The following is a 23,114-nucleotide window of genomic DNA, read 5'->3' as shown; positions in this document are numbered from 1 at the left end:
GGTCAGTCACCTCGGTATTGGTTTGTAACTGGCGCACTATGAGTGACTGTGCTGTAACCCCACAAGAACGCACATTCTTGAAACCCGGGCACAGCCATGACACTTGCTGACAGCGATGATCCCGACCTGCAGGCGCGGCCGAATCACCATGATTGCCGGGGCGTCGCCTCGATCCTGGCGCGCGTCGGCGACAAATGGAGCGTGTTCGTCATCATGATGCTGCAGGACGGGCCAAAGCGCTTCAACGAGCTGAAGCGCCTGGTGGGCGGCATCTCGCAGCGGATGCTGACCTTGACCCTGCGTGGTCTCGAACGCGACGGCCTGGTGACGCGGACGGTGTTTCCGACCATCCCGCCGCGCGTGGACTACGAATTGACCGATCTCGGCCGCGGCCTGTCCCAGCCGGTTCAGGCGCTCGGGCAGTGGGCCATCCGGCACCAGGAGCAGATCGAGCAGGCGCGCTCACGCTTCGATGCGCGCCGAGGCGTCGACTGAGCCCGACGCTACAGCAGCGAGACCATCCCGCCGCCGTGCCGTTCCAGCCGGCCGGCCAGCTCCAGTTCGAGCAGCACCATGCGCAGAACTGCCGGCGACAGGCCGCTGATCCGAATGAGATCGTCGATCGAGACCGGCGTCGGACCCAGCAGGGCGATGATCTGATCGCGGTCATGGCGCTCGGGATCGGGCGCGAACAAATTCTCATCGGGCTCGCGCAGCGACAAGGGCAGCGGACGTTCCAGGATCGGGCCGACGGCCTGGATCACGTCGGCGGCTTCGGTGACCAAGGTGGCGCCCTGCTTGATCAGGTCGTTGGTGCCGGCCGAGCGGGGATCGAGCGGCGAGCCCGGCACCGCGAACACCTCGCGGCCCTGTTCGCCGGCCATGCGGGCGGTGATCAGCGAGCCTGATTTATGCGCGGCCTCGACCACGACGACGCCGAGCGAGGCGCCGGAGATCAGCCGGTTGCGACGGGGAAAATCCCGCGCGCGGGGCTCGTGGCCGAGCGGCATCTCCGAGATCGCGGCGCCGCTGCCGCCGACGATGGCGCCGAGCAGGTCGACATGCTCGGGCGGATAGATCCGGTCGTGGCCGCCGGCGAGCACCGCGACGGTGCCGCTGGACAGGCTGGCGCGATGGGCGGCCTGATCGATGCCGCGCGCGAGGCCGGAGATGATGATGAAGCCGGCCTGGCCGAGCTCATGCGCGATCTGGCCGGCGAATTTCAGCCCGGCGGCGGAGGCATTGCGCGAGCCGACGATGGCGATCATCGGTCGCATCAAGGCGTCCCGGGCGCCGCGCACGCCGAGCAACGGCGGCGCATCCTCGCAGGTCGCGAGGCGAGGCGGATAGCCGTCCTCGTCGGGCGCCCGCAACTGGACGCCGTGTCGTTTGCAGGCGTCGAGCTCGGCCTCGGCTTCAGCGATGGTGCAGATCCGGCCGGCCGCGGCGGCGCCGCCGCGGCGCGCCAGATCGGGCAGCCGCTCCAGCGCGGCCCGCGCGGTGCCGAAATGGTCGAGCAGCGAGCGGAAGGTGCGCGGCCCGACATTGTCGGAGCGGATCAGGCGCAGACGGTCGCGCCGCTCGGTCTCGCTCAGCTCGATGGTCGTGTTGATCGCGTCCACGCCAGCCTCCTCGAAGAGGGGCTAGCATGGAGCAACCCGGAGACGCAGGGAAGAGGGGCGCTATGCCGGCGTCGCGTCGAGGACGTCGTCCGCGGGGATCTCGATCCGTCCGTCCTGGACGGTGAGCGTGGTGCCGATGGGCGCCTGGCGCAGCCAGCGGTCGGCGGCCTCGCGTCCGCGCTGATACAGCATCGCGATGAAGTCGCTGCCGAGGTCGGTCGCGTCGCGCTGCGCCAGCGACTCGATCGTGTCTTCGGCGGCAAGCCGATGCACGCGCGGCGGATGCAGACCGTCGCTGCGCGCCCATTCGAGGGCCGCAAGTTCAGCGTTGAGCACGGCATTGGCGGCAATCTGGTCGAGGCGGCGGTCGATCGCGGCCGAGGTCACGGGCACGTAGCCGTCGCGCGCCGGCGTTACCTGCACCACCAGCAGGTCGGCCGCGCTGGACTCGTGGGCAATCTGGATCAGCGGCGGATTGGCGGCGTAGCCGCCATCCCAATAGGCGTCGTCGTCGATGTCGACGGCAGTGTGCAACTGAGCGGGGCAGGTCGAGGCGAGCAGTACGTCCGGCGTGATCTCGCCGTTACGGAAGATCTGCGGCTGGCCATCGCGGACCCGGGTCGCCGCAATCAGCAGGCGCGGTGCGCCTGCGCTCTGCACGGCCGCGAAATCGATCGTCGCCGCGAGGATGTCGCGCAGCGGTTCGAGGTCAAGCGGATCGGCGCGCCCGCCGCGCAGTCCCGAACCGAACGACACGGCGCTGCTGGCGGGCGAGTAGCCGCCGATCAGCATCAGCGAGCGGAACGAGGCTTCATCCCAGAGTCCGGTCCAGAACTCGGCCAGCCGGCCGCGCGCGTCGTCGCGCCCGCCATTGGCAAGCCCGCTGGCGAGCAGCGCGGCATTGATCGCGCCGGCGCTGGCGCCGCTGATCGTGTCGAAATCGCACCCCGGCTCCTCCAGCAGGCGGTCCAGCACGCCCCATGTGAAGGCCGACAAGGTGCCGCCACCCTGCAGCGCCAGCGACAATTTGCGCGGCGGCCACATCCGCGGCGGCGGCGGCAGGGTGGCGCTGGCGATGGTCTCGGCGAGCGAGCGCTCGGTGGTTTCGGAAAGCTTCGGCTCGGTGCTCACGCCGGTCGCAGCAATGATCATCTCCACGACGGCCGTCGTGCTCTCGGCTGGCGCGCTCGCGATGGCCGGCATCGCGACGTCGGCGGTCCCGGTAATCGGAACCTGAGCCGTGGCTGCGCTGATCGTGGGCAACGGAGTGCTAAGCGCTGCCGGCGCGGCGGCCGCGCCGAACGGATCGTTGGTTGACCAGATTTGGGCCGCGGAAAGGAGAACGCTGGCGCTCGAGCGGATCGGGGTGGACATGTGCTGCGCCGACTCCTCATCAGTGCGGGGCATCGCGTATCGTCGATGCGCCGCGTGAATTGGTCTTGCGAAATCAGATGCCAGAATCATGACAGGCAATCATGATTCACGCCAGAGTCCTGGGTAAACTTATTAGCTGATCACACAGCGGTGTTGCCGCGCCGCCTCTGTGAGTTCAGCGCGCAACACGGCTTTCCGTATTTGTCCGGAGTGACTACTTCTTTGCGCCGATCTTGCTCTCGGTGCCGGCCTGCAATCGCTTGATGTTTTCGCGATGCATGTAAATGAGCAACAATGTGAGCAGGGCAAACAAGGCGGCCAGCGCAGTGTGACCGAAAGCCCACAGCCCGATCGGCGTCAACACGCTCGCGACGAGTGCAGCAGCTGATGAGTAGCGGAGCGCGAAAGCGGTGGCGAGCCAGACGAGGCAGAAGAAGATCGCGGCCGGCCAGAGCAGGCCGATCAGAATGCCGATATAGACGGCCACGCCCTTGCCGCCACGGAACTTCAGCCACACCGGGAACAGGTGCCCGAGGAAGGCGCCGAGGCCCGCGATCATCGCGGCATTCGGACCACCGAACGTGCCGGCGATGATCACCGCCGCCGTGCCCTTGAGCGCATCGCCGAGCAAGGTCGCGGCGGCGAGCCCCTTGCGTCCGGTGCGCAGCACGTTGGTGGCGCCGATATTGCCGGAGCCGATGCTGCGCAGATCCTGCGTGCCGGCGAGCTTCGTCAGGATCAGGCCGAACGGAATCGAGCCCAGGAGATAGCCGATGATGAGGGCGACAGGCAGGAAGGCTTCGGATGACATCACGCGACTCCTTCCACGCCTTGGCGTGCGTCAGACATGTTCGAACACGGTGCGGCCGCCGACGATGGTGCGGACCACGCGCCCGGTGAAGCGGGCCTCGTCGAACGGCGTGTTCTTGCACAGCGATTTGAGGTCGGCCGGATCGAGAATCCAGGGCACGTCCGGATCGATCACGACGATGTCGGCCGGCGCACCCGCGCGCAGGGTGCCGCCGGGCAGGCCGAGCAGCTCTGCCGGGCGGGTCGACATGGCGCGGATCAGGGTGGTCCAGCTGAGCTCGCCATTGTGCACGAGGCGCAACGCCGCTGGCAGCATCGTCTCCAGGCCGACCGCGCCGCTCGCAGCCTCCGCGAACGGCAGCCGCTTGACCTCGACGTCCTGCGGCGTGTGATCGGACATGATGACGTCGATGAGCCCCGAGGCCAGCGCCTCGACCAGCGCGCGGCGGTCGGCTTCGGTGCGCAGTGGCGGCGTCAGCTTCAGGAAGGTGCGGTAGGGACCGATGTCGTTCTCGTTCAGGGTGACGTGGTTGATCGACACCGACGCGCTCACGGCAAGGCCGGCCTCGCGCGCCCGCCTGAGGACGTCGAGCGAGTCCACCGAACTGAGCGCAGCCGCGTGATAGCGGCTCCTGCTGAGCGCCACGAGACGCATGTCGCGCTCGAGCACCACGGCCTCCGCGGCCGGCGGAATGCCCTCCAGGCCGAGCCGCGAGGCGAACTCGCCCTCGTTCATGACGCCTTCGCCGACGAGGCTCGGGTCTTCCGTGTGATGCACGATCAGCGCGTCGAAATCGCGCGCATAGGTCAGCGCCCGGCGCATCACCTGCGCGTTCATCACGCTGGTGTGGCCGTTGGAGAAGGCGACGGCGCCGGCGGCGCGCAGCAGCCCGATCTCGGTCATCTCCTCGCCGCGCAGGCCCTTGGTGAGCGCCGCCATCGGCTGGATGTTGACGATCGCGGTGTCGCGCGCCCGCCGCAACACGAAATCGACGGTCGCCGAATTGTCGATGACGGGCTCGGTGCCGGGCTGGCAGATGATGGTGGTGATGCCGCCGGTGGCGGCAGCCTGGCTCGCGCTGGCAAAGGTCTCGCGATGGCCGAGGCCTGGCTCGCCGACGAAGGCGCACATGTCGATCAGGCCGGGCGCCACGATCTTGCCGGCGCAGTTGACGACATCGGTTCCTTCCGGAACGCCGGCTGCGCCGATGCCGCGCTTGAGGTCGCGGATGACGCCGTCGGCGATCAGCACGTCGCCGGGGCCGTCGAAGTCGCGGGAGGGGTCGATGACGCGCGCATTGGCGAGCAGAATCGGGCGGCGGTCGGTCAGCATGGCGTTTGGTCCCGACTTCTCTATCACGCGTTGGGCAGGTTGCGGGCCAGCGCTTCGAGCACGGCCATGCGCACGGCAACCCCCATTTCGACCTGTTCCCGGATCAGCGACTGCGCGCCGTCGGCGACGATCGACTCGATCTCGACGCCGCGGTTCATCGGACCCGGGTGCATCACCAGCGCGTCGGGCCTGGCGTAGGCGAGCTTCTTCTGGTCCAGCCCGAAATACTGGAAATATTCCGACGACGACGGCACGAACGAGCCGTTCATGCGCTCGCGCTGCAGCCGCAGCATCATCACGATGTCGGCACCGTCGAGGCCCTCGCGCATGTCGCGCGCGACCTCGACGCCCATGCGCTCGATGCCGGGCGGCAGCAGGGTAGAGGGCGCGACCACGCGGACGCGGGCGCCCATCGTGTTCAAGAGTAGGATGTTGGAGCGCGCCACGCGCGAATGCAGCACGTCGCCGCAGATCGCGATCACCAGCCCCTCGATGCGGCCCTTGTTGCGGCGGATCGTGAGCGCGTCGAGCAGCGCCTGGGTCGGATGCTCATGCGCACCGTCGCCGGCATTGATCACGGAGCCGTCAACCTTGCGCGCCAGCAGTTCCACCGCGCCCGAGGCGTGGTGGCGGACCACCAGGATGTCCGGATGCATCGCGTTGAGCGTGACCGCGGTGTCCATCAGGGTCTCGCCCTTGCGCATGGACGAGGACGACACCGACATGTTCATGACATCGGCGCCGAGCCGCTTGCCCGCGATCTCGAACGAGGACTGCGTCCGCGTCGAGGCCTCGAAGAACAGGTTGACCTGGGTGCGGCCGCGCAGCACCGTGCGCTTCTTGTCGACCTGACGGTTCAGTTCGACATACTCCTCGGACAGGTCGAGGAGACCGGTGATGTCGTGGGCGGAAAGGCCCTCGATTCCCAGCAGATGCCGGTGCCCGAGGACGAACGTCGATTTCGGAGAGGTTGCCATTAAAGCCAGAGCTATAGGGGCGGTTTCCATGGGGGGCAAGGCCCAATGGCGGGGTTCCGAGTTATCCCCCGTTCCGTGCCATGGGCCGGGATACGCGGCGATTCGGCGGGCGCGGCGCGTCGATCCGGCGGGGCAAGGCTTTGTGAACTATGCGGGGGCGTGCCGGTATTTTTCCGCTGCCGGGCGGCGGCGAGACCGCCTATGATTTTCAGGTTCGGCCGCGCCGATGATCTCTCAGCACAGGGCACGATCATAACCCGCCTTCCACCGCCACTCCCGAACCCGCCGATATCCGTGCCTTGCTGGAGCGTGCCCTGCCTTGACCGAGTCTCCTGAAGCCGCCGTCGTCGACTCCCTCGATCCCGCCAATCCGCCGCAGCAGGTCGCGCCGGCGCAACGCGAGCTGCGGACGCTCGGATTCTGGCGGACGGCGCTGTGGGGCTTCGTCATCATCGCCGCGTTCTTCATCGGCCAGCTGACGCCGATCGTTTATTTCCTGCTGCAGCATCACGACGCGCTCGATAGCCCGGCTCAGTTTCAGGCTGCCTTGATCCAGATCGCGAGCCGGTCGCTCACGGTCTCGCTGTCCGCGATCATGGGCGTGCCGGGCATGTTGATCCCGGCCTATTTTGCCGTCCGGCACACCCGCACGCCGTTCGCCGACTATATGGGCCTGCGCTGGACCACATGGAAAAACGTCGCCTTTGGCGTCGTCGGCATGGTCGTGATCCTGGGGTGCTGGGAGGTGGTGGCGCAACTGACCGGTCGCGGAGAAACCTCATCGAGCTTCATGACGGACATCCTGAAGACCGCGCAAGGCGACGGCGTGGTATGGCTGCTGGTGATCGCCTTCTGCGTCGCGGCGCCGATCTCGGAAGAGCTGCTCGCGCGCGGCTTTCTCTATCGCGGCTGGTCGGACTCCTTCCTGCGGGTGCCCGGCGCAATCGTGCTGTCGTCATTGCTCTGGACCATGCTGCATCTGCAGTACGACTGGTTTGCCCTGCTCAACGTGTTTTCGCTCGGCGCTTGGTTCGGCTATCTGCGCTATCGGACCCACTCCACACTGCTGACCATCGTGCTGCACGGCCTGAACAACCTCGCCGCCACGGTGCAGACGATGTGGCTCGCGAGCGGCCACTCCTGAGCGAGGCCGTCAGCTCACCCAGGCGATCGCGAGCGGCATCGTCAGCGCCGCCAGCACGGTCTGCAGCGAGATGATCTGCGCCAGCAGCGGCGCGTCGCCGCCCATCTGCTTGGCCAGCACATAGGCGCTCGGCGACGTCGGCACCGCGCCGCAGATCGCCACCACCACGAGGCTCGGGCCGGTGACGCCGAACCATCCGGCGAGCCCGATCGCCAGGATCGGCATCAGCACCAGCTTGAGCAGCACGCCGAGGGCGGCGGCCGGTCCCGCGCGGCGCAACCCCTCGAAGTGCAGGCCCGCGCCGGTGACCAGGAGGCCGATCGGCAGCGAGGCCTGCGCGAGCGCATCGGCGACATCGTGCCAGAGCTTTGGCGGCCGCACATGCGCAAGATTGAGAACGAGCCCGATGACGCAGGCCCAGATCAGGGGATTGCGCACGATCGTGGCTGCGATCTCGCGCATCGATTGGCGGGTCGGCGACGCATAACGGGCGAGCACGGCGACGCTGAAGACGTTGACCATCGGGATGATCGCGATCATTCCGACCGAGGCGGCCGCAAGCCCACTCGGGCCGAACAGGCTGCCCGCGACGCTGAGCGCGACATAGGTCTGCCAGCGCGTCGCGCCCTGGAAGATCGACGTGAAGGCAGGGCCATCGACGCCCGCGCGCGTGAGCAGCGGCCGCAAGGCGAGGCAGAGCAGGGACATCACGAGCGCGGCGAGCAACAGCGCGCCGCCGACGCCGGCCACCGGCACCTTGGCGAGGTCAGCCTTGACCAGGCTCTGCACCAGCAGCGCCGGGAACAGCACATAATAAGTGAGCCGCTCCAGCCCGTGCCATTGTGTGTCGAGCGTGATGAGGCTGCGGCGGAGGCCGAAGCCGGTCACGATCAGCAGGAACACCGGCGCCAGTGCTGCGACGACGGCGCCCATGCTACTGGCCCGAGCGGCGCAAGGTCGCCAGCCGGTCGAGCGCGCCCTGCAGGATGAAGATCGCCGCATGGGTGTCGATCACCTCGGCGCGCCGGGCGCGGCTGACGTCCATGCCGATCAACTCGCGCTCGACCGCCGCCGTCGACAGCCGCTCGTCCCACAGGCCGATCGGCAGGTCGGTGAGGCCGGCGAGGTTGCGCGCGAACGCCCGGGTCGATTGCGCCCGCGGCCCCTCGCTGCCGTCCATGTTGATGGGCAGGCCGAGCACGAAGCCGACCACCTTGCGCTCGGCCGAGATGGCGAACAGACGTGCCGCATCGGCCTTGAAGGCCTTGCGCTGGATGGTCTCGACGCCGGCGGCGAGCTTGCGGTCCGGGTCGGAGACGGCGACGCCGATGGTCTTGGTGCCCAGGTCGAGGCCGACCAGCGCACCGCGCTCGGGCCAAAGGCCTGCGGCTTCGATGAGGGGAAGGATGGGAGCGGGCATGGCGCGCCGCTTAGCACGAGCACCTCCGCCGGGCCAGCAGATGCGATGGACGCACGGGTTGTCGCTGCGCTGCGCTCATTCTAATATGCAGCATCGTACCGTGAACAGGAGGGCTGCCGTGGATCGCAGGACCAACATTGCCCGCCGCTTTGTGTCCTCTGCCATCACGGTTGCTCATGCCCTCCTTCCTGACGCTCGACGCGGTCGCCGCTGCGACACCTGACCACCATCGTCTGTTCGCCAATCTCACGCTCTCCATCGGTGTCGAGCGCGTCGGCCTGGTCGGCCGCAACGGCTCCGGCAAGTCGACCTTGCTCCGGATCGCGGCCGGTACATCGGAGCCGGCTGCGGGAGATGTGACGCGAAGCGGGACGCTCGGCCTGCTGGCGCAGCACTGGGATGCCGGGCTGCGCGTCGACGAGGCGCTCGGTGTCGCCAGCGATCTTGCAATCATCGACCGCATCGTGGCCGGGACGGGGGACGATCATGACCTCGCTTGCGCCGATTGGAGCCTGCCGGGCCGGGTCGATGACGCGCTGATGGAGGCGGGCCTCGGCGGCATCGCGCTGGATCGCCCGATCGAGTCCTTCAGCGGCGGCGAGCGGACGCGGATCGGCATCGCGCGGCTGCTGATCGAGGCGCCGGATATGCTGCTGCTCGACGAACCCACCAACAATCTCGATGCCGACGGCCGCGCCGCCATCGGCCGGCTGGTGCAGCGCTGGCGTGGCGGCGTGCTGGTCGCAAGCCACGATCGCGCGCTGCTCGAACTGATGGACCGGATCGTCGAACTGACCCCGGTCGGCGTCCACATCGTCGGCGGCGGCTGGTCGATGTTCGCGCAAATGCGGGATGACGCGCTGGCGCGGGCGGCCGCCGCGCTGGAGCGTGCCGATGCTCGATTGCAGGACGTCGGCCGCGCCGTGCAGCGCCAGCGCGAAGCCAAGGCGCGCAAGGACAAGGCCGGCCGTGCCGTTGCCGCGCGTGGCTCGGCGCCGAGGATCCTACTGGGCGCGCGCGCCTCGCAGGCCGAAAATACGAGCGGCCGTTCGCAGCGGCTCGCCGAACGGATGATCGCCGAAGCGACCGAGCGGGCGGAGCAGGCGCGGCAGCACGTGGAGATCCTGACGCCGCTCTCGATGGTGCTGCCGCCGACCGGCTTGGGCGCCGGCACTGAATTGCTCGCCATGGAGGATGCGGTCGTGAAAGCCGGCGATCGGACCTTCGGCCCATGGACGCTGCATGTCAGGGGCCGGCAGCGCATCGCCATCGCCGGGCGCAACGGCGCCGGCAAGACGACGCTGCTCCGAACCGCGATCGGCGCGCTTCCCCTGGCGGGCGGGATGGTCCGGCGCGCCGAGGGACGCATCGCGCTGCTGGATCAGCACGTCCTATTGCTCGATCGCACAGACAGCATCATCGGTAATTTCCGCCGTCTCCATCCGGCGCTCGGCCTCGAGGCGGCGCATGCGGCCTGCGCGCGCTTCGCGTTCCGCAACCGCGACGCCGAGCAGACGGTGGAGACGCTCTCCGGCGGCGAACGGCTGCGTGCGGGCCTTGCCTGCACCTTCGGTGGCGAGCAGCCGCCGTGGCTCCTGCTGCTGGACGAGCCGACCAATCATCTCGACATCTCTTCCATCGAGATCCTGGAGCAAGCGTTGCGCGGCTTCGACGGCGCGCTGCTCGTCGTCAGCCACGATCCATCGTTTCTTGCCGCGATCGGGATCACGCAGGAGTTTGCGGTGGAAGGCTGAACGGGCGCAGCGCGATACGCCTTGCCCGCAGCGCGGAGTTGAAAGTCGAACGGATCGCTTCCACCGCCCAATTGTCGGCCCCGACGAATAGCTGGCCTGCGTTCGGCAGTGTGGGGACTCTCGACTGTCACGCAGGCTCGCGCCGCGGTATTGTCGGGCTCGCATGCGTGACGCAAGTCCGATCGCCGCGTCCTCGCCAAGAACAAGCCCAAGAACAAGCGCCAAGAACAAGCACAAGGAGCAGACCATGTGGCCCGTTCGCAAGTTTCTCGATCTCGTCAAGACCGAACATCCGATCGTGCTGGCGCCGATGGCCGGCGTGATGGACGCCGATCTCGTCATCGCGGTCGCGCAGGGCGGCGGGCTCGGTTCGTTGCCCTGCGCGATGCTGAGCGCGGACAAGGCGCGCGAGCAGGTCGGCATCATCCGCCAGCGCGTATCGGCGCCGCTCAACCTGAACTTCTTCTGCCATAAGCCGGTCGAGGCCGATGCCGTCAGTGAGGCCGGCTGGAAGCAGCGGCTCGCGAGCTATTATCAGGAGTATGGCGTCGATCCGGCGGCGCCGATCACGGCGGCCAACCGCGCGCCGTTCGATGCGGCGATGTGCGCCGTGGTCGAGGAGCTGAAGCCCGAGATCGTCAGCTTTCATTTCGGCCTGCCCGAGCCGGGCCTGCTGGCGCGCGTGAAGGCAATCGGCGCCATCGTGATGGCGTCGGCGACCGTCGTGCGCGAGGCGGTGTGGCTGGAGCGGAACGGGGCCGATGTCATCATCGCGCAGGGCGCGGAGGCCGGCGGCCATCGCGGCATGTTCCTGACCGACAAGCTCGCCGAGCAGATCGGCACGTTTGCGCTGGTGCCGCAGATCGTCGATGCCGTGAAGCTGCCGGTGATCGCGGCCGGCGGCATCGCCGATGCGCGCGGCATCGCTGCGGCCTTCGCGCTCGGTGCGTCCGGCGTGCAGATCGGCAGCGCTTTTCTGCGCTGTCCCGAATCCAAGGTCAGCGTGCCGGCGCGCGCCGCGCTCGCCGCGGCCGATGACGAATCGACCGTCATCACCAACGTCATGACCGGACGGCTCGCCCGCGGCGTCGCTAACCGCGTGATGCGCGAGGTCGGGCCGGTCTCGCCGGATGCACCGGCGTTTCCGCACGCCGCGACCGCGCTCGGGCCGCTCAAGGCGGCCGCCGAGAAGCAGGGCAGGGTCGATTTCACCAATCTCTGGGCCGGGCAGGCGCTGCCGCTCGGGCACGAAATCCCGGCGGCCGAGCTGACGCGCACGCTGGCCGAACAAGCCCGGGCAAGGCTGCGGAGCATGGCAGGCTGACATCGCGGGCAGGGCGCTGCCCCGGGAAAGTCGCAGGGCTGCCGGTTGCGGCGCGAAACCGGCCTCTGCTATAGGGCGGGTTCACTGTTTCCCGTGAGGCCCTATATAATGTCGGTCGATGCCGCCACCGTCCGCCGGATCGCGCAATTGGCGCGGATCGCTGTCACTGACGCCGAGGTTCCGCATCTGCAGGGCGAGCTCAATGCGATGCTGGACTTTGTCGAGCAGCTCTCTGAGGTCAATGTCGAGGGGGTCGAGCCGATGACCTCGGTGACCCCGATGGCGATGAAGAAGCGGCAGGACGTCGTCAATGACGGCGAGATCGCCGACGACATCGTCAAGAATGCGCCGGCGACCGAGAACCATTTCTTCCTCGTGCCGAAGGTCGTGGAATAGCCCAGGGTGCCGGATGGCGCGCTCGTTGCGCCTGATCCACCCTCAAACCGACAAGCGAGCCAACGCCGATGTGCCTGCTCTGCGACGATGAAGCGGCCTACAAGGCCTATATGGATTATCTCGACGCGATGGAGCGGCAGGGCAAGGCCGCCGATCCGGACAAGGCTGTCAACGAGATCCTCGACCAGCTCGAAGTGGCCGTCAAGGCCAACAAGGCCTCGCCTGCGAAGAACAAGTTCTTTGCGGACGATGCGGCCGACGACAAGACGCTCTCCCCGTTCTTCTGCAGCCCGATCAACAAATGACCGATTTGACTTCCCTGACGCTCGCCGAGGCCCGCCAGGGTCTCGACAGCAAGACCTTCACGTCGCTCGAACTCACCGACGCCCATCTCGAGGCGATCGAGCAGGCCCGCGCGCTCAACGCCTTCGTGATGGAGACGCCGGACCAGGCGCGCGCGATGGCGCGCGACGCCGACGCGAAGATCAATAAGGGCGAGGGCGGTCCGCTGGCCGGCATTCCCCTGGGGATCAAGGACCTGTTCGCGACCAAGGACGTCCGCACCACGGCCTGCTCGAAGATTCTCGGCAATTTCGTACCGACCTACGAATCGACAGTGACCTCGCAGCTGTGGCGCGACGGCGCGGTCATGCTCGGCAAGCTCAACAATGACGAGTTCGCGATGGGCTCGTCGAACGAGACCTCGTGCTTCGGCCCGGTCGGCAACCCGTGGCGCCGCGAGGGCTCCAACACGACCCTGGTGCCGGGCGGCTCGTCCGGCGGCTCCGCCTCGGCGGTGGCGGCGCTGCTCTGCATGGGCGCGACAGCGACCGACACCGGAGGCTCGATCCGCCAGCCGGCGGCGTTCACCGCCACCGTCGGCATCAAGCCGACCTATGGACGCTGCTCGCGCTGGGGCATCGTCGCCTTCGCCTCGTCGCTCGACCAAGCCGGTCCGATCGCGCGCACCACGCGTGACGCCGCGATCCTGTTGCGCTCGATGGCCGGCCACGATCCGAAAGACACCACCTCGGTCGACATCCCCGTGCCGGACTACGAGGCCGCGATCGGGAAGTCCGTGAAGGGCATGAAGATCGGCATCCCCAAGGAGTATCGTCTCGACGGCATGCCGGCCGAGATCGAGAGGCTGTGGAGCGAGGGTGCGGCCTGGCTGAAGGCGGCCGGCGCCGAGCTGGTCGAGGTGTCGCTGCCGCACACCAAATACGCCCTGCCGGCCTATTACATCGTGGCGCCGGCGGAGGCGTCCTCGAACCTCGCCCGCTACGACGGCGTCCGCTATGGGCTGCGCGTGCCCGGCAAGTCCATCGGCGAGATGTACGAGAACACCCGCGCCGAGGGCTTTGGGCCTGAGGTGCGCCGCCGCGTCATGATCGGCACCTATGTGCTGTCGGCCGGCTATTACGACGCCTATTATCTGCGGGCGCAGAAGGTCCGCACGCTGATCAAGAAGGACTTCGAGGACTGCTTCGCCAGGGGCGTCAACGCGATTCTCACGCCCGCGACGCCGTCGGCGGCGTTCGGTATCGGCGAGAAGGGCGGCGCCGATCCGGTCGAGATGTATCTCAACGACATCTTCACGGTGACGGTGAACATGGCGGGGCTTCCCGGCATCGCGGTGCCCGCCGGCAAGGATGCGCAGGGGCTGCCGCTGGGCTTGCAACTGATCGGCCGTCCGTTCGACGAGGAGACGTTGTTCTCGCTTGGCGAGGTCATCGAGCAGGCGGCGGGACGCTTCACGCCCGTTCGGTGGTGGTAGGCTTCACCGTATTCAAGGACAGCCTCGCGGGCGACGCGCCCGCGGCCGGCCTGACGCCGGTGCTTGCCGGCCTGTGGTGGCTCGCGAAGGGCGACTGGGACCGGGCGCACAGGATCGTTCAGGACGAGACTGGCCGCGACGCGGCCTGGGTCCACGCACATCTGCATCGCGTCGAGGGCGATCTCGGCAACGCCGCCTATTGGTACCGCCAGGCGGGCCAGCCCGTGGCGACCGATGCATTGGATATCGAATTTGAGCGGATCGTCTCCGCGCTGATGGGGAGTTCAGAGCCATGACGGCAACCAGCGGCAAGCTGATCAAGGGCGCCACCGGCGACTGGGAGGTCGTGATCGGCATGGAGGTCCATGCCCAGGTCACCTCGAAGTCGAAACTGTTCTCGGGCGCCTCCACCGCGTTCGGCGGCGATCCCAACAGCCACGTCTCGCTGGTGGATGCCGCGATGCCGGGCATGCTGCCCGTCATCAACGAGGAGTGCGTGCGCCAGGCCGTACGCACCGGGCTCGGCCTCAACGCGCAGATCAACCTGCGCTCGGTGTTCGACCGCAAGAACTATTTTTATCCGGACTCGCCGCAGGGCTACCAGATCAGCCAGTACAAGTCGCCTGTCGTGGGCGAGGGCGAGATCACGGTCGAGCTCGACGGCGCCAGGACCGCGACCATCGGCATCGAGCGGCTGCATCTGGAGCAGGACGCCGGCAAGCTGCTGCACGACCAGTCGCCCAGCCTGTCGCATGTCGACCTCAACCGCTGCGGCGTCGCGCTGATGGAGATCGTGTCCAAGCCGGATATCCGCGACGCCGAGCAGGCCAAGGCCTATGTCAGCAAGCTGCGCTCGATCCTGCGCTATCTCGGCACTTGCGACGGCGACATGGAGAAGGGGTCCCTGCGCGCCGACGTGAACGTTTCCGTGCGCAAGCCGGGTGGACCGCTCGGCACCCGCTGCGAGATCAAGAACATGAACTCGATCAACTTCATCGGCCAGGCGATCGAGTACGAGGCGCGGCGCCAGATCGAGATCATCGAGGATGGCGGGGTGATCGAGCAGGAGACCCGGCTCTACGACCCCAACAAGGGCGAGACGCGGTCGATGCGCTCCAAGGAGGAGGCACACGACTACCGTTATTTCCCGGATCCGGACCTGCTGCCGCTCGAGTTCTCGCAGTCCTTCGTCGACGAGCTGAAGGCCGATCTGCCGGAACTGCCCGATCAGAAGCGGGCGCGCTTCGTCGCCGATGTCGGCCTGTCGCCTTACGACGCCAGCGTGCTGGTGGCCGAGCGCGAGAGCGCGGCGTTCTATGAGAGCGTGCTGGCGGCGCTGTCCGACCGGGCGCGCGACGGCAAGCTCGCCGCCAACTGGGTGATCAACGAGCTGTTCGGTCGGCTGAACAAGGAGGGGCGCGACATTGCGTCCTCGCCGGTGTCGGCGGCGCAGCTCGCCGCGATCGTCGCGCTGATCGGCGAGGGCACCATCTCCGGCAAGATCGCAAAGGACCTGTTCGAGATCGTCTGGAGCGAGGGCGGCGATCCCCGCGCGCTGGTCGAGAGCCGCGGCATGAAGCAGGTCACCGATCTCGGCGCGATCGAGAAGGTGGTCGACGAGATCATCGCCGCCAATCCGGACAAGGTCGCGCAGGCCAAAGCGAAGCCGCAGCTGGCCGGCTGGTTCGTCGGTCAGGTGATGAAGTCGTCGGGCGGCAAGGCCAATCCGCAGACGGTCAACGATCTCTTGAAGAGCAAGCTCGGCATCTGAAACGACGATCGCTCGTCTTCGTTCCTGCGGCGCGCACATGGTGCGCGCCGTTTTGTTTGGCGCTCGCGTCCGGCGAATCGCCGCCTGCGATTCGCAAAAAAGCCACCTTTGCCGAGCGTTCGAACGCGCACGGCGGTGTGTGCAATGAAAATTTTTTCGTTGCCAATTTTTGCGACTCGGAGTCCGCGCGCCGGCCCCTCGATGTGAGTCTGCGCGTCGCCATACTCACGCGATCGCTCTCGTCTCATCTCGCTGCAGTTCAGGAAAATGCTTGCAGCATAGGCTTTTCCTGCAATCGCGATGAGTAGCAAGCGCGCCGTCGCGCGTGGGCGCGTCGGCATTTTCGATATCGATCGTCGCGTTGCTTCGCGCGTTGCGTCGGATGAACACGCGCGCGCCTGTCAACACTTCCTTAAGCCGGAAGCTGTTTTTTTTCACTCGTTGGTGTATCGATGAGGAGTGCATCTCGATTCCCGAGTGCACGCATCGACTAAGCCAACTCATATCGGAGGGCAACATGGCCAAGAAAGCGAAGAAGGCGAAGAAGGCAGTGAAGAAGGTCGCGAAGACCGCGGCGAAGAAGACTGCCAAGAAGACCAAGAAGGTCGCCAAGAAGAAGTAACTCTCGCAGTCCTCTGCGAGATCCAGTCCGGCAGATCGATGCCGGCACGTCGTTGGAACGCAGGAGCGCCCGGCTCTCACCGAGCCAGGAAGTTTCTCCTCAAACTCCAACAGACGATAGAGGGTGTCGGCGAGACATCAGGTCAACGGTCGGATCGAACTCAAGGCGGCTTTGCTGCCGCGGGCCGGTCCGGCAGAAGAAACGGGATTTCTTCGTTCGGTGCAGATCGCTGTTCGGTCTGCAATCTCACGAGCGGCCGATCGCCAGAGTGAGATCTGATCCTGACGTGTTCGCCGACGCCCTCGATCCCCCGAGCATCACGCCTCGGGCGACAGCGTCTTCCTGATCTCCTCATCACTGAACGCATCACCGCCGGCCGCCGCCAAGTGAGTCGAAGCGCTGGAGCCGTCGTGCGCGCTCGCGCCTTGGCGAGCGGATCCCCCAGCCATTCACGCCACGCGCTCATGGTCCGCGCGCATCACGCGCGCCGCGCCATCGCGCGCCCGCGGCTTTCCGGGATGGTTAGAGGTTTGCCAAACAGAACGGTAAACCGGTCTTTGCCGGGTCGGAAAATCCAAGGCGATTCAATGCATTGCGGCGCGGCCCGGAAAATCCGGGGGGCCGCGTTCAGGGCTCGTTCAGCACGATGTTTAAACTGCCTTTCAAACTTGATCGGTCATCCTTCGCGCATAAGCCGCGAGACGGCACGGGGACTAACCAGGCGTTGAACAGTTGGACGGGGGCTGTGCTCGGTTGACGGGCCGCCTCCTCGAGTGAAGGAGAGCGACGATGTTTCAGGGACAACTCAATCTCGATGACGTGACGACCGCGGAGCTGGGCGCCAATGGCGACGTGCTGTTCGAGCTCGGCATGCTCTATGCGAGCGGCCGCGACGGCGTGGTCGATCTGATCGCCGCGCACAAATGGTTCAACCTCGCCGCCCTCAGGGGCCGGGTCGACGCGGTGGCGATGCGCCGCGAGGTCGCCGAGCAGATGTCGGACGCCGAAATCGCGGCTGCGCAGCGCGAGGCGCGGGCCTGGATGAGCGCGCGCTGATCATTGCCATGCTGCGCGGCCGTTCCGGCGCTGCGCCTCGGTCTTGCATTCGTGCCGCGAACAAGTCTCGTCGCGCGGCCATAAATCTCCTATCTGTCGTCGCATGGACGCAGGCAGCGGGATCGATGGCATGGGTCAGGCGCAGCGGCGACAAGCGAGACGGCAGGAACTGATCGACTGCCATGACTGCGGGAACGGCGTGTCCTTCAGTGCGACCGCGTGTCCGCATTGCGGGTCGACCGAGCCCGCTGGGCCGGCGGTGCAAAACCGGCGCGAGTTGAAGCGGCTGCGGGTCGAGGCTCACAATGACCGGCGTCTCATCGTGGTGACGGCGCTATGCGCAGGTCTCGGCACCTTATACGGAGCGGTGATGGGAGCAGGGGGCGCGGCGTCGTGGTGGTCGGCGCTCGGCTACGGCTTCGTCGGCACTGTCATCGGCGTGCCCGCTGCCTTCGTGATCAACATCAGCCGCAGCCTGTTCGATTGAGCCGCGCAGGCTCGCGCTGCAGCGGTGATCGCGGCGGGGCCCATGTTCATCGATGCCCGGCAGGCGCAGGCGCGGCCCGGGGCGTCGATGCTCGTCATTGGCAGGGAAGAAGGGAGCGGTCCGTCGCGCCAGCGGGCGTCTGGCGGAGACGGAGGGATTCGAACCCTCGATAGGGCTTTACAACCCTATAACGGTTTAGCAAACCGCCGCCTTCAGCCACTCGGCCACGTCTCCGGCTAGGGTCGGTATGCCCGACGACGCGCTGAGCCGCAAGCGGCAGATTGCATGCGGTTTCGAAATCCTCACAGGCCAGCCGCTTTGGGGCGGCGCCGTGCTCCGCGGTGCTGTCCGGAGAGGCTCTCTTCCTGTGGAGCGTCATCATGGAGCGCATCCGAAAGCGGAGAGCGGCTGTCACCCGGCGATGCGTGATGGGTCCCGATCGGCGCGAATCTCGCCGAGCGCAGGGCAGGATTCGACCTTGGCCGGCGCCTGACTTGCGGCCGGTTCCTGGCGGGCGAGTGCGAGGCGCGGAGGTCACCCAAGATTGCGTTGTTGCAAAATCATAACATCATCAGCAGCTTAGGTGTTCCCGTAGAACCACGCTTTCGTGCCTTTTGTGCAACACCGCTCCGAAAAGGCGCCTCCCGGGCGCCGCAATGATGGTTCCTTTGTTGCGTGTGCAAAGGCCTTCGGTAATTCTGCTCACACGACGAAGGGGGGCATCCCGACGTCGTCCCGTTTAGGTCGTTCGCTCAAGTCCCTCGCGTTCATGCGGGTGTGTCCGATAGCGCGACGCGGCTGAGCGACGGGTCGAAGAGGGATAACGGGTCCAACCCCAAGGGTGTCTCACACCCGGCGGGAGGCGGAACCTTCCCTGACTGAGCAACTTGGAGGTTTAACACTATGAACATGATCAAGAGCCTTGTCCTGGGCTCGGCGGCCGCTCTCGTCGCCATGTCTGGGGCTCAGGCAGCTGACCTTCCGATCAAGGCCAAGGCGGTCGAGTATGTGAAGGTCTGCTCGCTTTACGGCGCCGGCTTCTATTACATCCCCGGCACCGACACCTGCATCAAGCTCGGCGGCTATCTGCGCGCCGAAGCGTCGTTCGCCTCGAACGGCCAGTTCAACAACGCTGTGAACGGTTCGGCTGGCGCCAACAACCGCCTCAGCAACTACTACTACAGCCGCGCTCGTCAGGACCTCAACATCGACACGCGCACCGCGACCGAGTACGGCGTGGTCCGCACCTATGCCGACCTGACCTTCACCTGGACCACCGGCAACACCGCGGGCTCCGCTCCGTCGGCCTACACCGGTGACGGCGTCGCCGGCGGCACGCTCGGCGTCTACTACGCCTTCATCCAGTTCGCCGGCTTCACCCTGGGTAAGGCTGTGTCGCAGTTCGACACGCCCTGGACCAACTATCCGGGCAACAACTTCGACGGCCTGTGGGGCGGCGGCGGCACCGTGACCGGTGTCAACCAGTTCACCTACACCGCCGACTTCGGCTCGGGCATCACGGCTGCGATCTCCGCTCAGGATCAGACCGCCTACACCCAGACCAACATCTGGAACACGGCTGGCTTGACCGCTGCGAACGCCGCGACCGTCATCGGTTCGTACGGCACCGCCAGCTACGGCGGCAACGTCGCTCCGGACATCGTCGGCATGGTCCGCGTCGACCAGGCTTGGGGTCTGTTCCAGGCGTCGTTCGCGGCGCATGACAACCACACCGCCTACTACGGCGCGAGCGAAGCCACCGGTCACCCGGCTGACAAGTGGGGCTGGGCTGCCCAGCTGGCCTTGTCGATCAAGAACATCCCGACCGGCCCCGGCGACACCATCAACATCCAGGGCGTCTACACCAACGGCGCAAGCCGCTACAACGCTCAGAGCCTGGTGCCCACGTCGTACGCCATTTACGGAGGCGGCAACACGCTCGGCTTCGCCAACCTGGGTGACTCGGTCTTCACGACCAATGGCGACCAGCAGCTGACCACCACCTATGGCTTCCGTGGTGCCTATACCCACAACTGGAGCCCGACCTGGAACTCGGCGATCTACGGTTCGTGGGCTGCCGTGTCCTACAACAACACCGCCAAGGGTCTGATCTGCGGCAGCGCCGCGATTACGACGCTGGCTGGTCCGGGCTTCACCTGCAATCCGGACTTCAACATCTCCTCGCTGGGTGTCATCACCCGCTGGACCCCGGTCAAGAACCTGACCTTCTCGGCCGACGTTGCCTGGACCAACCTGGACCAGAAGCATTCTGGTAACATCGTGATCCCGGCCACGATCGCCTCGGTCGCGAAGCCGGCTGGTACCTACCAGCTCAAGGACCAGAACTCGGTGTCCTTGCTGCTCCGCGCTCAGCGCAACTTCTGATCCTGATCGACAGATTGGGTTCAATGACCCCCGGCAGGCAACTGCCGGGGGTTTTTGTTTGCCTCGGGAAGACAGCGGATGGTCCAGTCCGTGTGCCTCATTGGTGCATCGCCATAGCCGGGGCGGGACCTCGCTTCGTTGCGCGTGTGCCGTCGCTCTCGATAGCTGTGCAACTGCGCTCGGCAGGTCGGCCCGCTGTGCGACTGGCGAACGCAGGATCGGGCGCTGATTCTGAAAGTTGTTTTCGGAGGGCTTTGCCCGGCTCGCCGCGCGGGACGTTCGGGGGGGCGAGGGCAGTTCCCGGCCGGACAGTCCGTGGCCGACGAACGGGAAAATCGTTATCGAACGGCTGCTTATAAGAAAATTGTCGATTCCGAAGATTTGGTATTGAAATTAGATGAGTTGATAAGATAATTTTGTAAGCGTGCAGCTTAGGGATGAGTGTGCGCAGGCTAGATGAAACTGTTCAAGGTTGACCTCCGAAACCCTCGACGATGCCCCGTCGGGGGTTTCTTCATTGCAGAGCGATTTTTTCGCGTCCTGGTGCCGCGCCGAAAACCGTGACCCAGCCCACCATTGAGTACGGATAGGGACCAGCGTGGCCGGATCCCCAGAGCTTCCATCATCTAAACTGTATTTGGCCACCTTCCGAAAGCACGGCATTTGGCAGACGGGCGCAAAAAAGTCTCGGCCTGACTTGACCGCAAATTCGCGGTTCATCACAGTCTAACGAACAGATGACGGACACAAAACGTCACGGGTCGAGGAAGCGGTGCAAGATGAGGTCGGAAGGCTTTCTGAAGGCGTTGGGACCGTGGTCTGAAAGAGAAGAGCTCTCCGACGCGTTCGAGCGGTTGCTGGACACGACGCCGAAAGGTGAGGGAGAACTCGCCGAGTGCCTGGCGGTTGTCCAGCGCATTTGCCACGGCGACGAGGAGTCCTGGTATCGGGAATGGGTGCGGTCTGCTGAAATGATGCGGATGGCCGCGCTTGCCGTCGCCGACGCAGGGGCGCTCGAAGCGGGGCGGCGGAAATGGCTTCGTGCGATCGAATATTACGATGTCGCCGCATCTCCGATCGGAACCTGTGTCATGCGGCGGCAAGCCATTGCGGCCGGCATCCGCGCATGCGCATCGGACTATCTCGGGCTCGCCGTCTCCCAAGGCGAGGTTGTCACGATTTCCTGGCGGGACGACTATCCGCTCGAAGCCTACTTCCTGCCGGCATCCGATAGGGACGGGCCGGTGCCGACCGTCATTTGCGTTTGCGAGCCCGGGCAACGCAAGGAGAGGTCGTTGCTCAGGCTTGCCGGGCATGCCGCGGAGCGCGGGCTGTCCTTGCTCGTCGTCGATCTGCTCGGACCCGGCCCCGACAGCCGATTCGACGAGATCGTCGGGCATCATGACCTCGAGTCTGCGATCGGCAGCGTGATGGACTATGCTTGCGATCGCGACGATGTGGATGACCACAGGATCGCGATCCTGGCCGACGATTGGTGCTCGTCCTTCGTGGCTCGCGGCATCGCGTGTGATCCGCGCTATGCGGCGGCCGTTTGCGATGCCGGCCTATGGGACATTCACGAGCGTGTCTGTCTTTCGCATCGGCTGACGCCTGACGAGCGGGCCGGCCTGCCGGGTGCCAGTGACTGCCGCGTCGCGCGGCAGATCATGTGTCCGCTCCTCGTCGCGCTGCCGAAAGCAGGATGGCTGCGTGCCGACATCGCCTCGCGTCTGGTCGCTCAGATGAAGCGCGAGCATCTCGACGTCACGCTCGAGGTCGTTGCCAGCCATCAGGGATGCGCGGCTGACAACGCGCAGGCCAACGCTGCCGTCTTCGACTGGATTGCGGCCCGTCTCGCCTCCTCGCCGCAACTGCGGAGTTGACGGCTTCAAGGCTAAGATCCCTCAAGGCTGAGATTCCCGAGGCGCGGCCGGTCGACCGCGGCTTGACGACTCAGCCATGAGTTCGCGTGCCTGATCAGACCCCGAGCGACACGCGGGCGCTGGCTTTTTCGAAGCGCTCCTTGAGGGCAGCGAGCTTGTCCGTGAAGATGGACAGCTCGCGTGCATCAAACTCTTCGAAGATGAATCCGAAGATCTGCGCCTGATGCACTTCGAGCTCGGCAAAATGCTCCAAGGTCTTGGCCGACAGCGACATCCTGACCACGCGCGCATCGTCCGCGGCGGGCTTGCGCTGCACGAAGCTCTTCTTCTCGAGCAGCTTGGACTGAGTCGTGACAAAGGACGGGTCGACGTGCAGCCGCTTGGCCGCTGCATTCACGGCGACACCCTCACCCTGATCGAGCTCGGCGATCGCCATGAGGATCATCCATTGCGGTCCGCTGATACCGATGCGCTTGGCCCAGAAGTACCTCAACTCCTCAAGATGGACGTTGATGGTGACGATCTCTCGGGCGAAGCGCAGAACGGCGTCGCGATTCTTTGGCAGACGTTCGGCCATCTGCTCTTGCTCGGCCGCTTCCACAGGTGCGGCAGACATATTCTGGGAAGGCGGCATTGCTCAACACAGTTCATAATCGAAGTCCGACCCTAATGAAAAAAAATCCGTAGCAAAATCACTTATCTAGGAGGTGGTCGGTCAGGCCCCTCGCGGTGCACAACAAGCTGCCTCGGTGTTGCCCTCAAGACACATTTCGGCTTCATTCAATTACCTGACTGCATAAACTATTTTGATTACCGAATGAGCGAAGGCATAGTTCCTGACGACGGTGGGGGGTTACTCGATCGTCCCGTGACAGGTGGTTCGCTTAAGTCCCTCGCGTGATGCGGGTGTGTCCGATGGCGCGAAGCGGCTGAAGCGGTTTTTCGGGAGCGGAGGAAGCGGGTCGTCCTGGGGGATTTT

The 23,114-nt window shown here is 66.0% G+C and carries 22 protein-coding genes and 1 tRNA gene; 13 read left to right on the top strand and 10 right to left on the bottom strand.

Going from position 1 to position 23,114, the window contains the following annotated elements:
* Window positions 1–96: 96 nt before the first annotated feature.
* Window positions 97–495: a winged helix-turn-helix transcriptional regulator gene (locus tag ACQR1B_RS22400; RefSeq protein WP_434833729.1), complete on the top strand. Its 399-nt coding sequence runs from the start codon at window positions 97–99 to the stop codon at window positions 493–495.
* Window positions 496–503: 8 nt separating this feature from the next.
* Here ACQR1B_RS22400 and dprA read toward each other — a convergent pair whose 3' ends face one another.
* The 5 genes from dprA to ACQR1B_RS22375 all read right to left on the bottom strand — a co-directional run bounded on the left by dprA (window position 504) and on the right by ACQR1B_RS22375 (window position 6,116).
* Window positions 504–1,622, bottom strand: a complete 1,119-nt coding sequence (gene dprA, locus ACQR1B_RS22395; RefSeq protein ID WP_434833730.1) for a DNA-processing protein DprA — start codon at window positions 1,620–1,622, stop codon at window positions 504–506.
* 60 nt (window positions 1,623–1,682) lie between these two features.
* A complete protein-coding gene (locus ACQR1B_RS22390; RefSeq protein WP_434871306.1) occupies window positions 1,683–2,996 on the bottom strand; it encodes a patatin-like phospholipase family protein in 1,314 nt (437 codons plus the stop codon).
* 214 nt (window positions 2,997–3,210) lie between these two features.
* Window positions 3,211–3,807 carry a glycerol-3-phosphate 1-O-acyltransferase PlsY gene (gene plsY, locus ACQR1B_RS22385; protein ID WP_434833731.1) on the bottom strand — a complete coding sequence of 199 codons (597 nt, stop codon included), beginning with the start codon at window positions 3,805–3,807 and terminating at the stop codon, window positions 3,211–3,213.
* A gap of 30 nt (window positions 3,808–3,837) precedes the next feature.
* The gene (locus ACQR1B_RS22380) at window positions 3,838–5,139 is read right to left on the bottom strand and encodes a dihydroorotase (RefSeq protein WP_434833732.1); all 1,302 of its coding nucleotides are present in this window, start codon (window positions 5,137–5,139) and stop codon (window positions 3,838–3,840) included.
* Window positions 5,140–5,162: 23 nt separating this feature from the next.
* Window positions 5,163–6,116: an aspartate carbamoyltransferase catalytic subunit gene (locus tag ACQR1B_RS22375; protein ID WP_434833733.1), complete on the bottom strand. Its 954-nt coding sequence runs from the start codon at window positions 6,114–6,116 to the stop codon at window positions 5,163–5,165.
* Window positions 6,117–6,435: 319 nt separating this feature from the next.
* Here ACQR1B_RS22375 and ACQR1B_RS22370 point away from each other — a divergent pair, with 319 nt between their 5' ends.
* Window positions 6,436–7,260, top strand: a complete 825-nt coding sequence (locus ACQR1B_RS22370; protein WP_434833734.1) for a CPBP family intramembrane glutamic endopeptidase — start codon at window positions 6,436–6,438, stop codon at window positions 7,258–7,260.
* Between the two features lie 9 nt (window positions 7,261–7,269).
* Here the strand turns inward: ACQR1B_RS22370 and ACQR1B_RS22365 are convergent, their stop codons facing one another.
* Both ACQR1B_RS22365 and ruvX read right to left on the bottom strand, forming a co-directional pair.
* Window positions 7,270–8,193, bottom strand: a complete 924-nt coding sequence (locus ACQR1B_RS22365) for an AEC family transporter (RefSeq protein WP_434833735.1) — start codon at window positions 8,191–8,193, stop codon at window positions 7,270–7,272.
* Window position 8,194: 1 nt separating this feature from the next.
* Window positions 8,195–8,680: a Holliday junction resolvase RuvX gene (gene ruvX / locus ACQR1B_RS22360; protein WP_434833736.1), complete on the bottom strand. Its 486-nt coding sequence runs from the start codon at window positions 8,678–8,680 to the stop codon at window positions 8,195–8,197.
* A 176-nt stretch (window positions 8,681–8,856) separates the two neighbouring features.
* On the opposite strand from ruvX, the gene ACQR1B_RS22355 reads away from it, so the two are divergent.
* From ACQR1B_RS22355 to gatB, 7 genes are all read left to right on the top strand, one after another.
* Window positions 8,857–10,434, top strand: a complete 1,578-nt coding sequence (locus ACQR1B_RS22355; protein ID WP_434833737.1) for an ABC-F family ATP-binding cassette domain-containing protein — start codon at window positions 8,857–8,859, stop codon at window positions 10,432–10,434.
* A 247-nt stretch (window positions 10,435–10,681) separates the two neighbouring features.
* A complete protein-coding gene (locus ACQR1B_RS22350; RefSeq protein WP_434833738.1) occupies window positions 10,682–11,758 on the top strand; it encodes an NAD(P)H-dependent flavin oxidoreductase in 1,077 nt (358 codons plus the stop codon).
* A gap of 108 nt (window positions 11,759–11,866) precedes the next feature.
* A complete protein-coding gene (gene gatC, locus ACQR1B_RS22345) occupies window positions 11,867–12,154 on the top strand; it encodes an Asp-tRNA(Asn)/Glu-tRNA(Gln) amidotransferase subunit GatC (protein WP_315773127.1) in 288 nt (95 codons plus the stop codon).
* A gap of 68 nt (window positions 12,155–12,222) precedes the next feature.
* Window positions 12,223–12,459, top strand: a complete 237-nt coding sequence (locus ACQR1B_RS22340; protein ID WP_434833739.1) for a hypothetical protein — start codon at window positions 12,223–12,225, stop codon at window positions 12,457–12,459.
* Entirely contained in the window at window positions 12,456–13,931 is a 1,476-nt protein-coding gene (gatA, locus tag ACQR1B_RS22335) for an Asp-tRNA(Asn)/Glu-tRNA(Gln) amidotransferase subunit GatA (protein ID WP_434833740.1), read from the top strand. Before ACQR1B_RS22340 ends, gatA begins: the two co-directional genes overlap by 4 nt.
* Window positions 13,925–14,227, top strand: a complete 303-nt coding sequence (locus ACQR1B_RS22330; RefSeq protein ID WP_434833741.1) for a hypothetical protein — start codon at window positions 13,925–13,927, stop codon at window positions 14,225–14,227. The genes gatA and ACQR1B_RS22330 overlap by 7 nt, the downstream gene beginning before the upstream one ends.
* Entirely contained in the window at window positions 14,224–15,702 is a 1,479-nt protein-coding gene (gene gatB, locus ACQR1B_RS22325; protein ID WP_434833742.1) for an Asp-tRNA(Asn)/Glu-tRNA(Gln) amidotransferase subunit GatB, read from the top strand. The genes ACQR1B_RS22330 and gatB overlap by 4 nt, the downstream gene beginning before the upstream one ends.
* Window positions 15,703–15,927: 225 nt before the next feature.
* Here the strand turns inward: gatB and ACQR1B_RS22320 are convergent, their stop codons facing one another.
* Window positions 15,928–16,140 (bottom strand): hypothetical protein, encoded by a 213-nt coding sequence (locus ACQR1B_RS22320; protein ID WP_434833743.1) that lies wholly within the window; start codon window positions 16,138–16,140, stop codon window positions 15,928–15,930.
* Between the two features lie 973 nt (window positions 16,141–17,113).
* Between ACQR1B_RS22320 and ACQR1B_RS22315 the strand changes: the two genes are divergently transcribed.
* Window positions 17,114–17,380 (top strand): hypothetical protein, encoded by a 267-nt coding sequence (locus ACQR1B_RS22315; protein ID WP_434833744.1) that lies wholly within the window; start codon window positions 17,114–17,116, stop codon window positions 17,378–17,380.
* A gap of 130 nt (window positions 17,381–17,510) precedes the next feature.
* Complete coding sequence (locus ACQR1B_RS22310) at window positions 17,511–17,867, top strand: hypothetical protein (protein WP_434833745.1); 357 nt, start codon at window positions 17,511–17,513, stop codon at window positions 17,865–17,867.
* A 140-nt stretch (window positions 17,868–18,007) separates the two neighbouring features.
* Here the strand turns inward: ACQR1B_RS22310 and ACQR1B_RS22305 are convergent.
* Window positions 18,008–18,101: transfer RNA gene (locus ACQR1B_RS22305), tRNA-Ser, on the bottom strand.
* A 669-nt stretch (window positions 18,102–18,770) separates the two neighbouring features.
* Between ACQR1B_RS22305 and ACQR1B_RS22300 the strand changes: the two genes are divergently transcribed.
* Window positions 18,771–20,252 carry a porin gene (locus ACQR1B_RS22300; protein ID WP_434833746.1) on the top strand — a complete coding sequence of 494 codons (1,482 nt, stop codon included), beginning with the start codon at window positions 18,771–18,773 and terminating at the stop codon, window positions 20,250–20,252.
* A gap of 779 nt (window positions 20,253–21,031) precedes the next feature.
* Window positions 21,032–22,135, top strand: coding sequence for an alpha/beta hydrolase family protein (locus ACQR1B_RS22295; protein WP_434871305.1), 1,104 nt, complete (start codon window positions 21,032–21,034; stop codon window positions 22,133–22,135).
* Between the two features lie 94 nt (window positions 22,136–22,229).
* On the opposite strand, the gene ACQR1B_RS22290 is transcribed toward ACQR1B_RS22295, so the two are convergent.
* On the bottom strand, window positions 22,230–22,769 hold the full coding sequence (locus ACQR1B_RS22290) for a MarR family winged helix-turn-helix transcriptional regulator (RefSeq protein ID WP_434833748.1): 540 nt from the start codon (window positions 22,767–22,769) through the stop codon (window positions 22,230–22,232).
* Window positions 22,770–23,114 lie beyond the last annotated feature (345 nt).

Origin of the sequence: Bradyrhizobium oligotrophicum (genome assembly GCF_051168495.1) — a bacterium.
In the GTDB taxonomy this organism is placed as follows: Bacteria; Pseudomonadota; Alphaproteobacteria; order Rhizobiales; family Xanthobacteraceae; genus Bradyrhizobium; species Bradyrhizobium oligotrophicum_A.
The sequence above is the reverse complement of the archived record's forward strand: the minus strand, read 5'-3'. Positions and strand labels throughout refer to the sequence as shown.

Bases quoted from the DNA above. Each gene is read 5' to 3' on its own strand.
- ACQR1B_RS22315 (WP_434833744.1), top strand. From the start codon at position 17,114: ATGTTTCAGGGACAACTCAATCTCGATGACGTGACGACCGCGGAGCTG.
- ACQR1B_RS22355 (WP_434833737.1), top strand. From the start codon at position 8,857: ATGCCCTCCTTCCTGACGCTCGACGCGGTCGCCGCTGCGACACCTGAC.
- ACQR1B_RS22390 (WP_434871306.1), bottom strand. From the start codon at position 2,996: ATGTCCACCCCGATCCGCTCGAGCGCCAGCGTTCTCCTTTCCGCGGCC.
- ACQR1B_RS22400 (WP_434833729.1), top strand. From the start codon at position 97: ATGACACTTGCTGACAGCGATGATCCCGACCTGCAGGCGCGGCCGAAT.
- ACQR1B_RS22375 (WP_434833733.1), bottom strand. From the start codon at position 6,116: ATGGCAACCTCTCCGAAATCGACGTTCGTCCTCGGGCACCGGCATCTG.
- ruvX (WP_434833736.1), bottom strand. From the start codon at position 8,680: ATGCCCGCTCCCATCCTTCCCCTCATCGAAGCCGCAGGCCTTTGGCCC.
- ACQR1B_RS22290 (WP_434833748.1), bottom strand. From the start codon at position 22,769: ATGCCGCCTTCCCAGAATATGTCTGCCGCACCTGTGGAAGCGGCCGAG.
- gatA (WP_434833740.1), top strand. From the start codon at position 12,456: ATGACCGATTTGACTTCCCTGACGCTCGCCGAGGCCCGCCAGGGTCTC.
- ACQR1B_RS22295 (WP_434871305.1), top strand. From the start codon at position 21,032: ATGAGGTCGGAAGGCTTTCTGAAGGCGTTGGGACCGTGGTCTGAAAGA.
- ACQR1B_RS22350 (WP_434833738.1), top strand. From the start codon at position 10,682: ATGTGGCCCGTTCGCAAGTTTCTCGATCTCGTCAAGACCGAACATCCG.
- ACQR1B_RS22365 (WP_434833735.1), bottom strand. From the start codon at position 8,193: ATGGGCGCCGTCGTCGCAGCACTGGCGCCGGTGTTCCTGCTGATCGTG.
- ACQR1B_RS22310 (WP_434833745.1), top strand. From the start codon at position 17,511: ATGGGTCAGGCGCAGCGGCGACAAGCGAGACGGCAGGAACTGATCGAC.
- plsY (WP_434833731.1), bottom strand. From the start codon at position 3,807: ATGTCATCCGAAGCCTTCCTGCCTGTCGCCCTCATCATCGGCTATCTC.
- gatC (WP_315773127.1), top strand. From the start codon at position 11,867: ATGTCGGTCGATGCCGCCACCGTCCGCCGGATCGCGCAATTGGCGCGG.
- gatB (WP_434833742.1), top strand. From the start codon at position 14,224: ATGACGGCAACCAGCGGCAAGCTGATCAAGGGCGCCACCGGCGACTGG.
- ACQR1B_RS22380 (WP_434833732.1), bottom strand. From the start codon at position 5,139: ATGCTGACCGACCGCCGCCCGATTCTGCTCGCCAATGCGCGCGTCATC.
- ACQR1B_RS22340 (WP_434833739.1), top strand. From the start codon at position 12,223: ATGTGCCTGCTCTGCGACGATGAAGCGGCCTACAAGGCCTATATGGAT.
- ACQR1B_RS22300 (WP_434833746.1), top strand. From the start codon at position 18,771: ATGAACATGATCAAGAGCCTTGTCCTGGGCTCGGCGGCCGCTCTCGTC.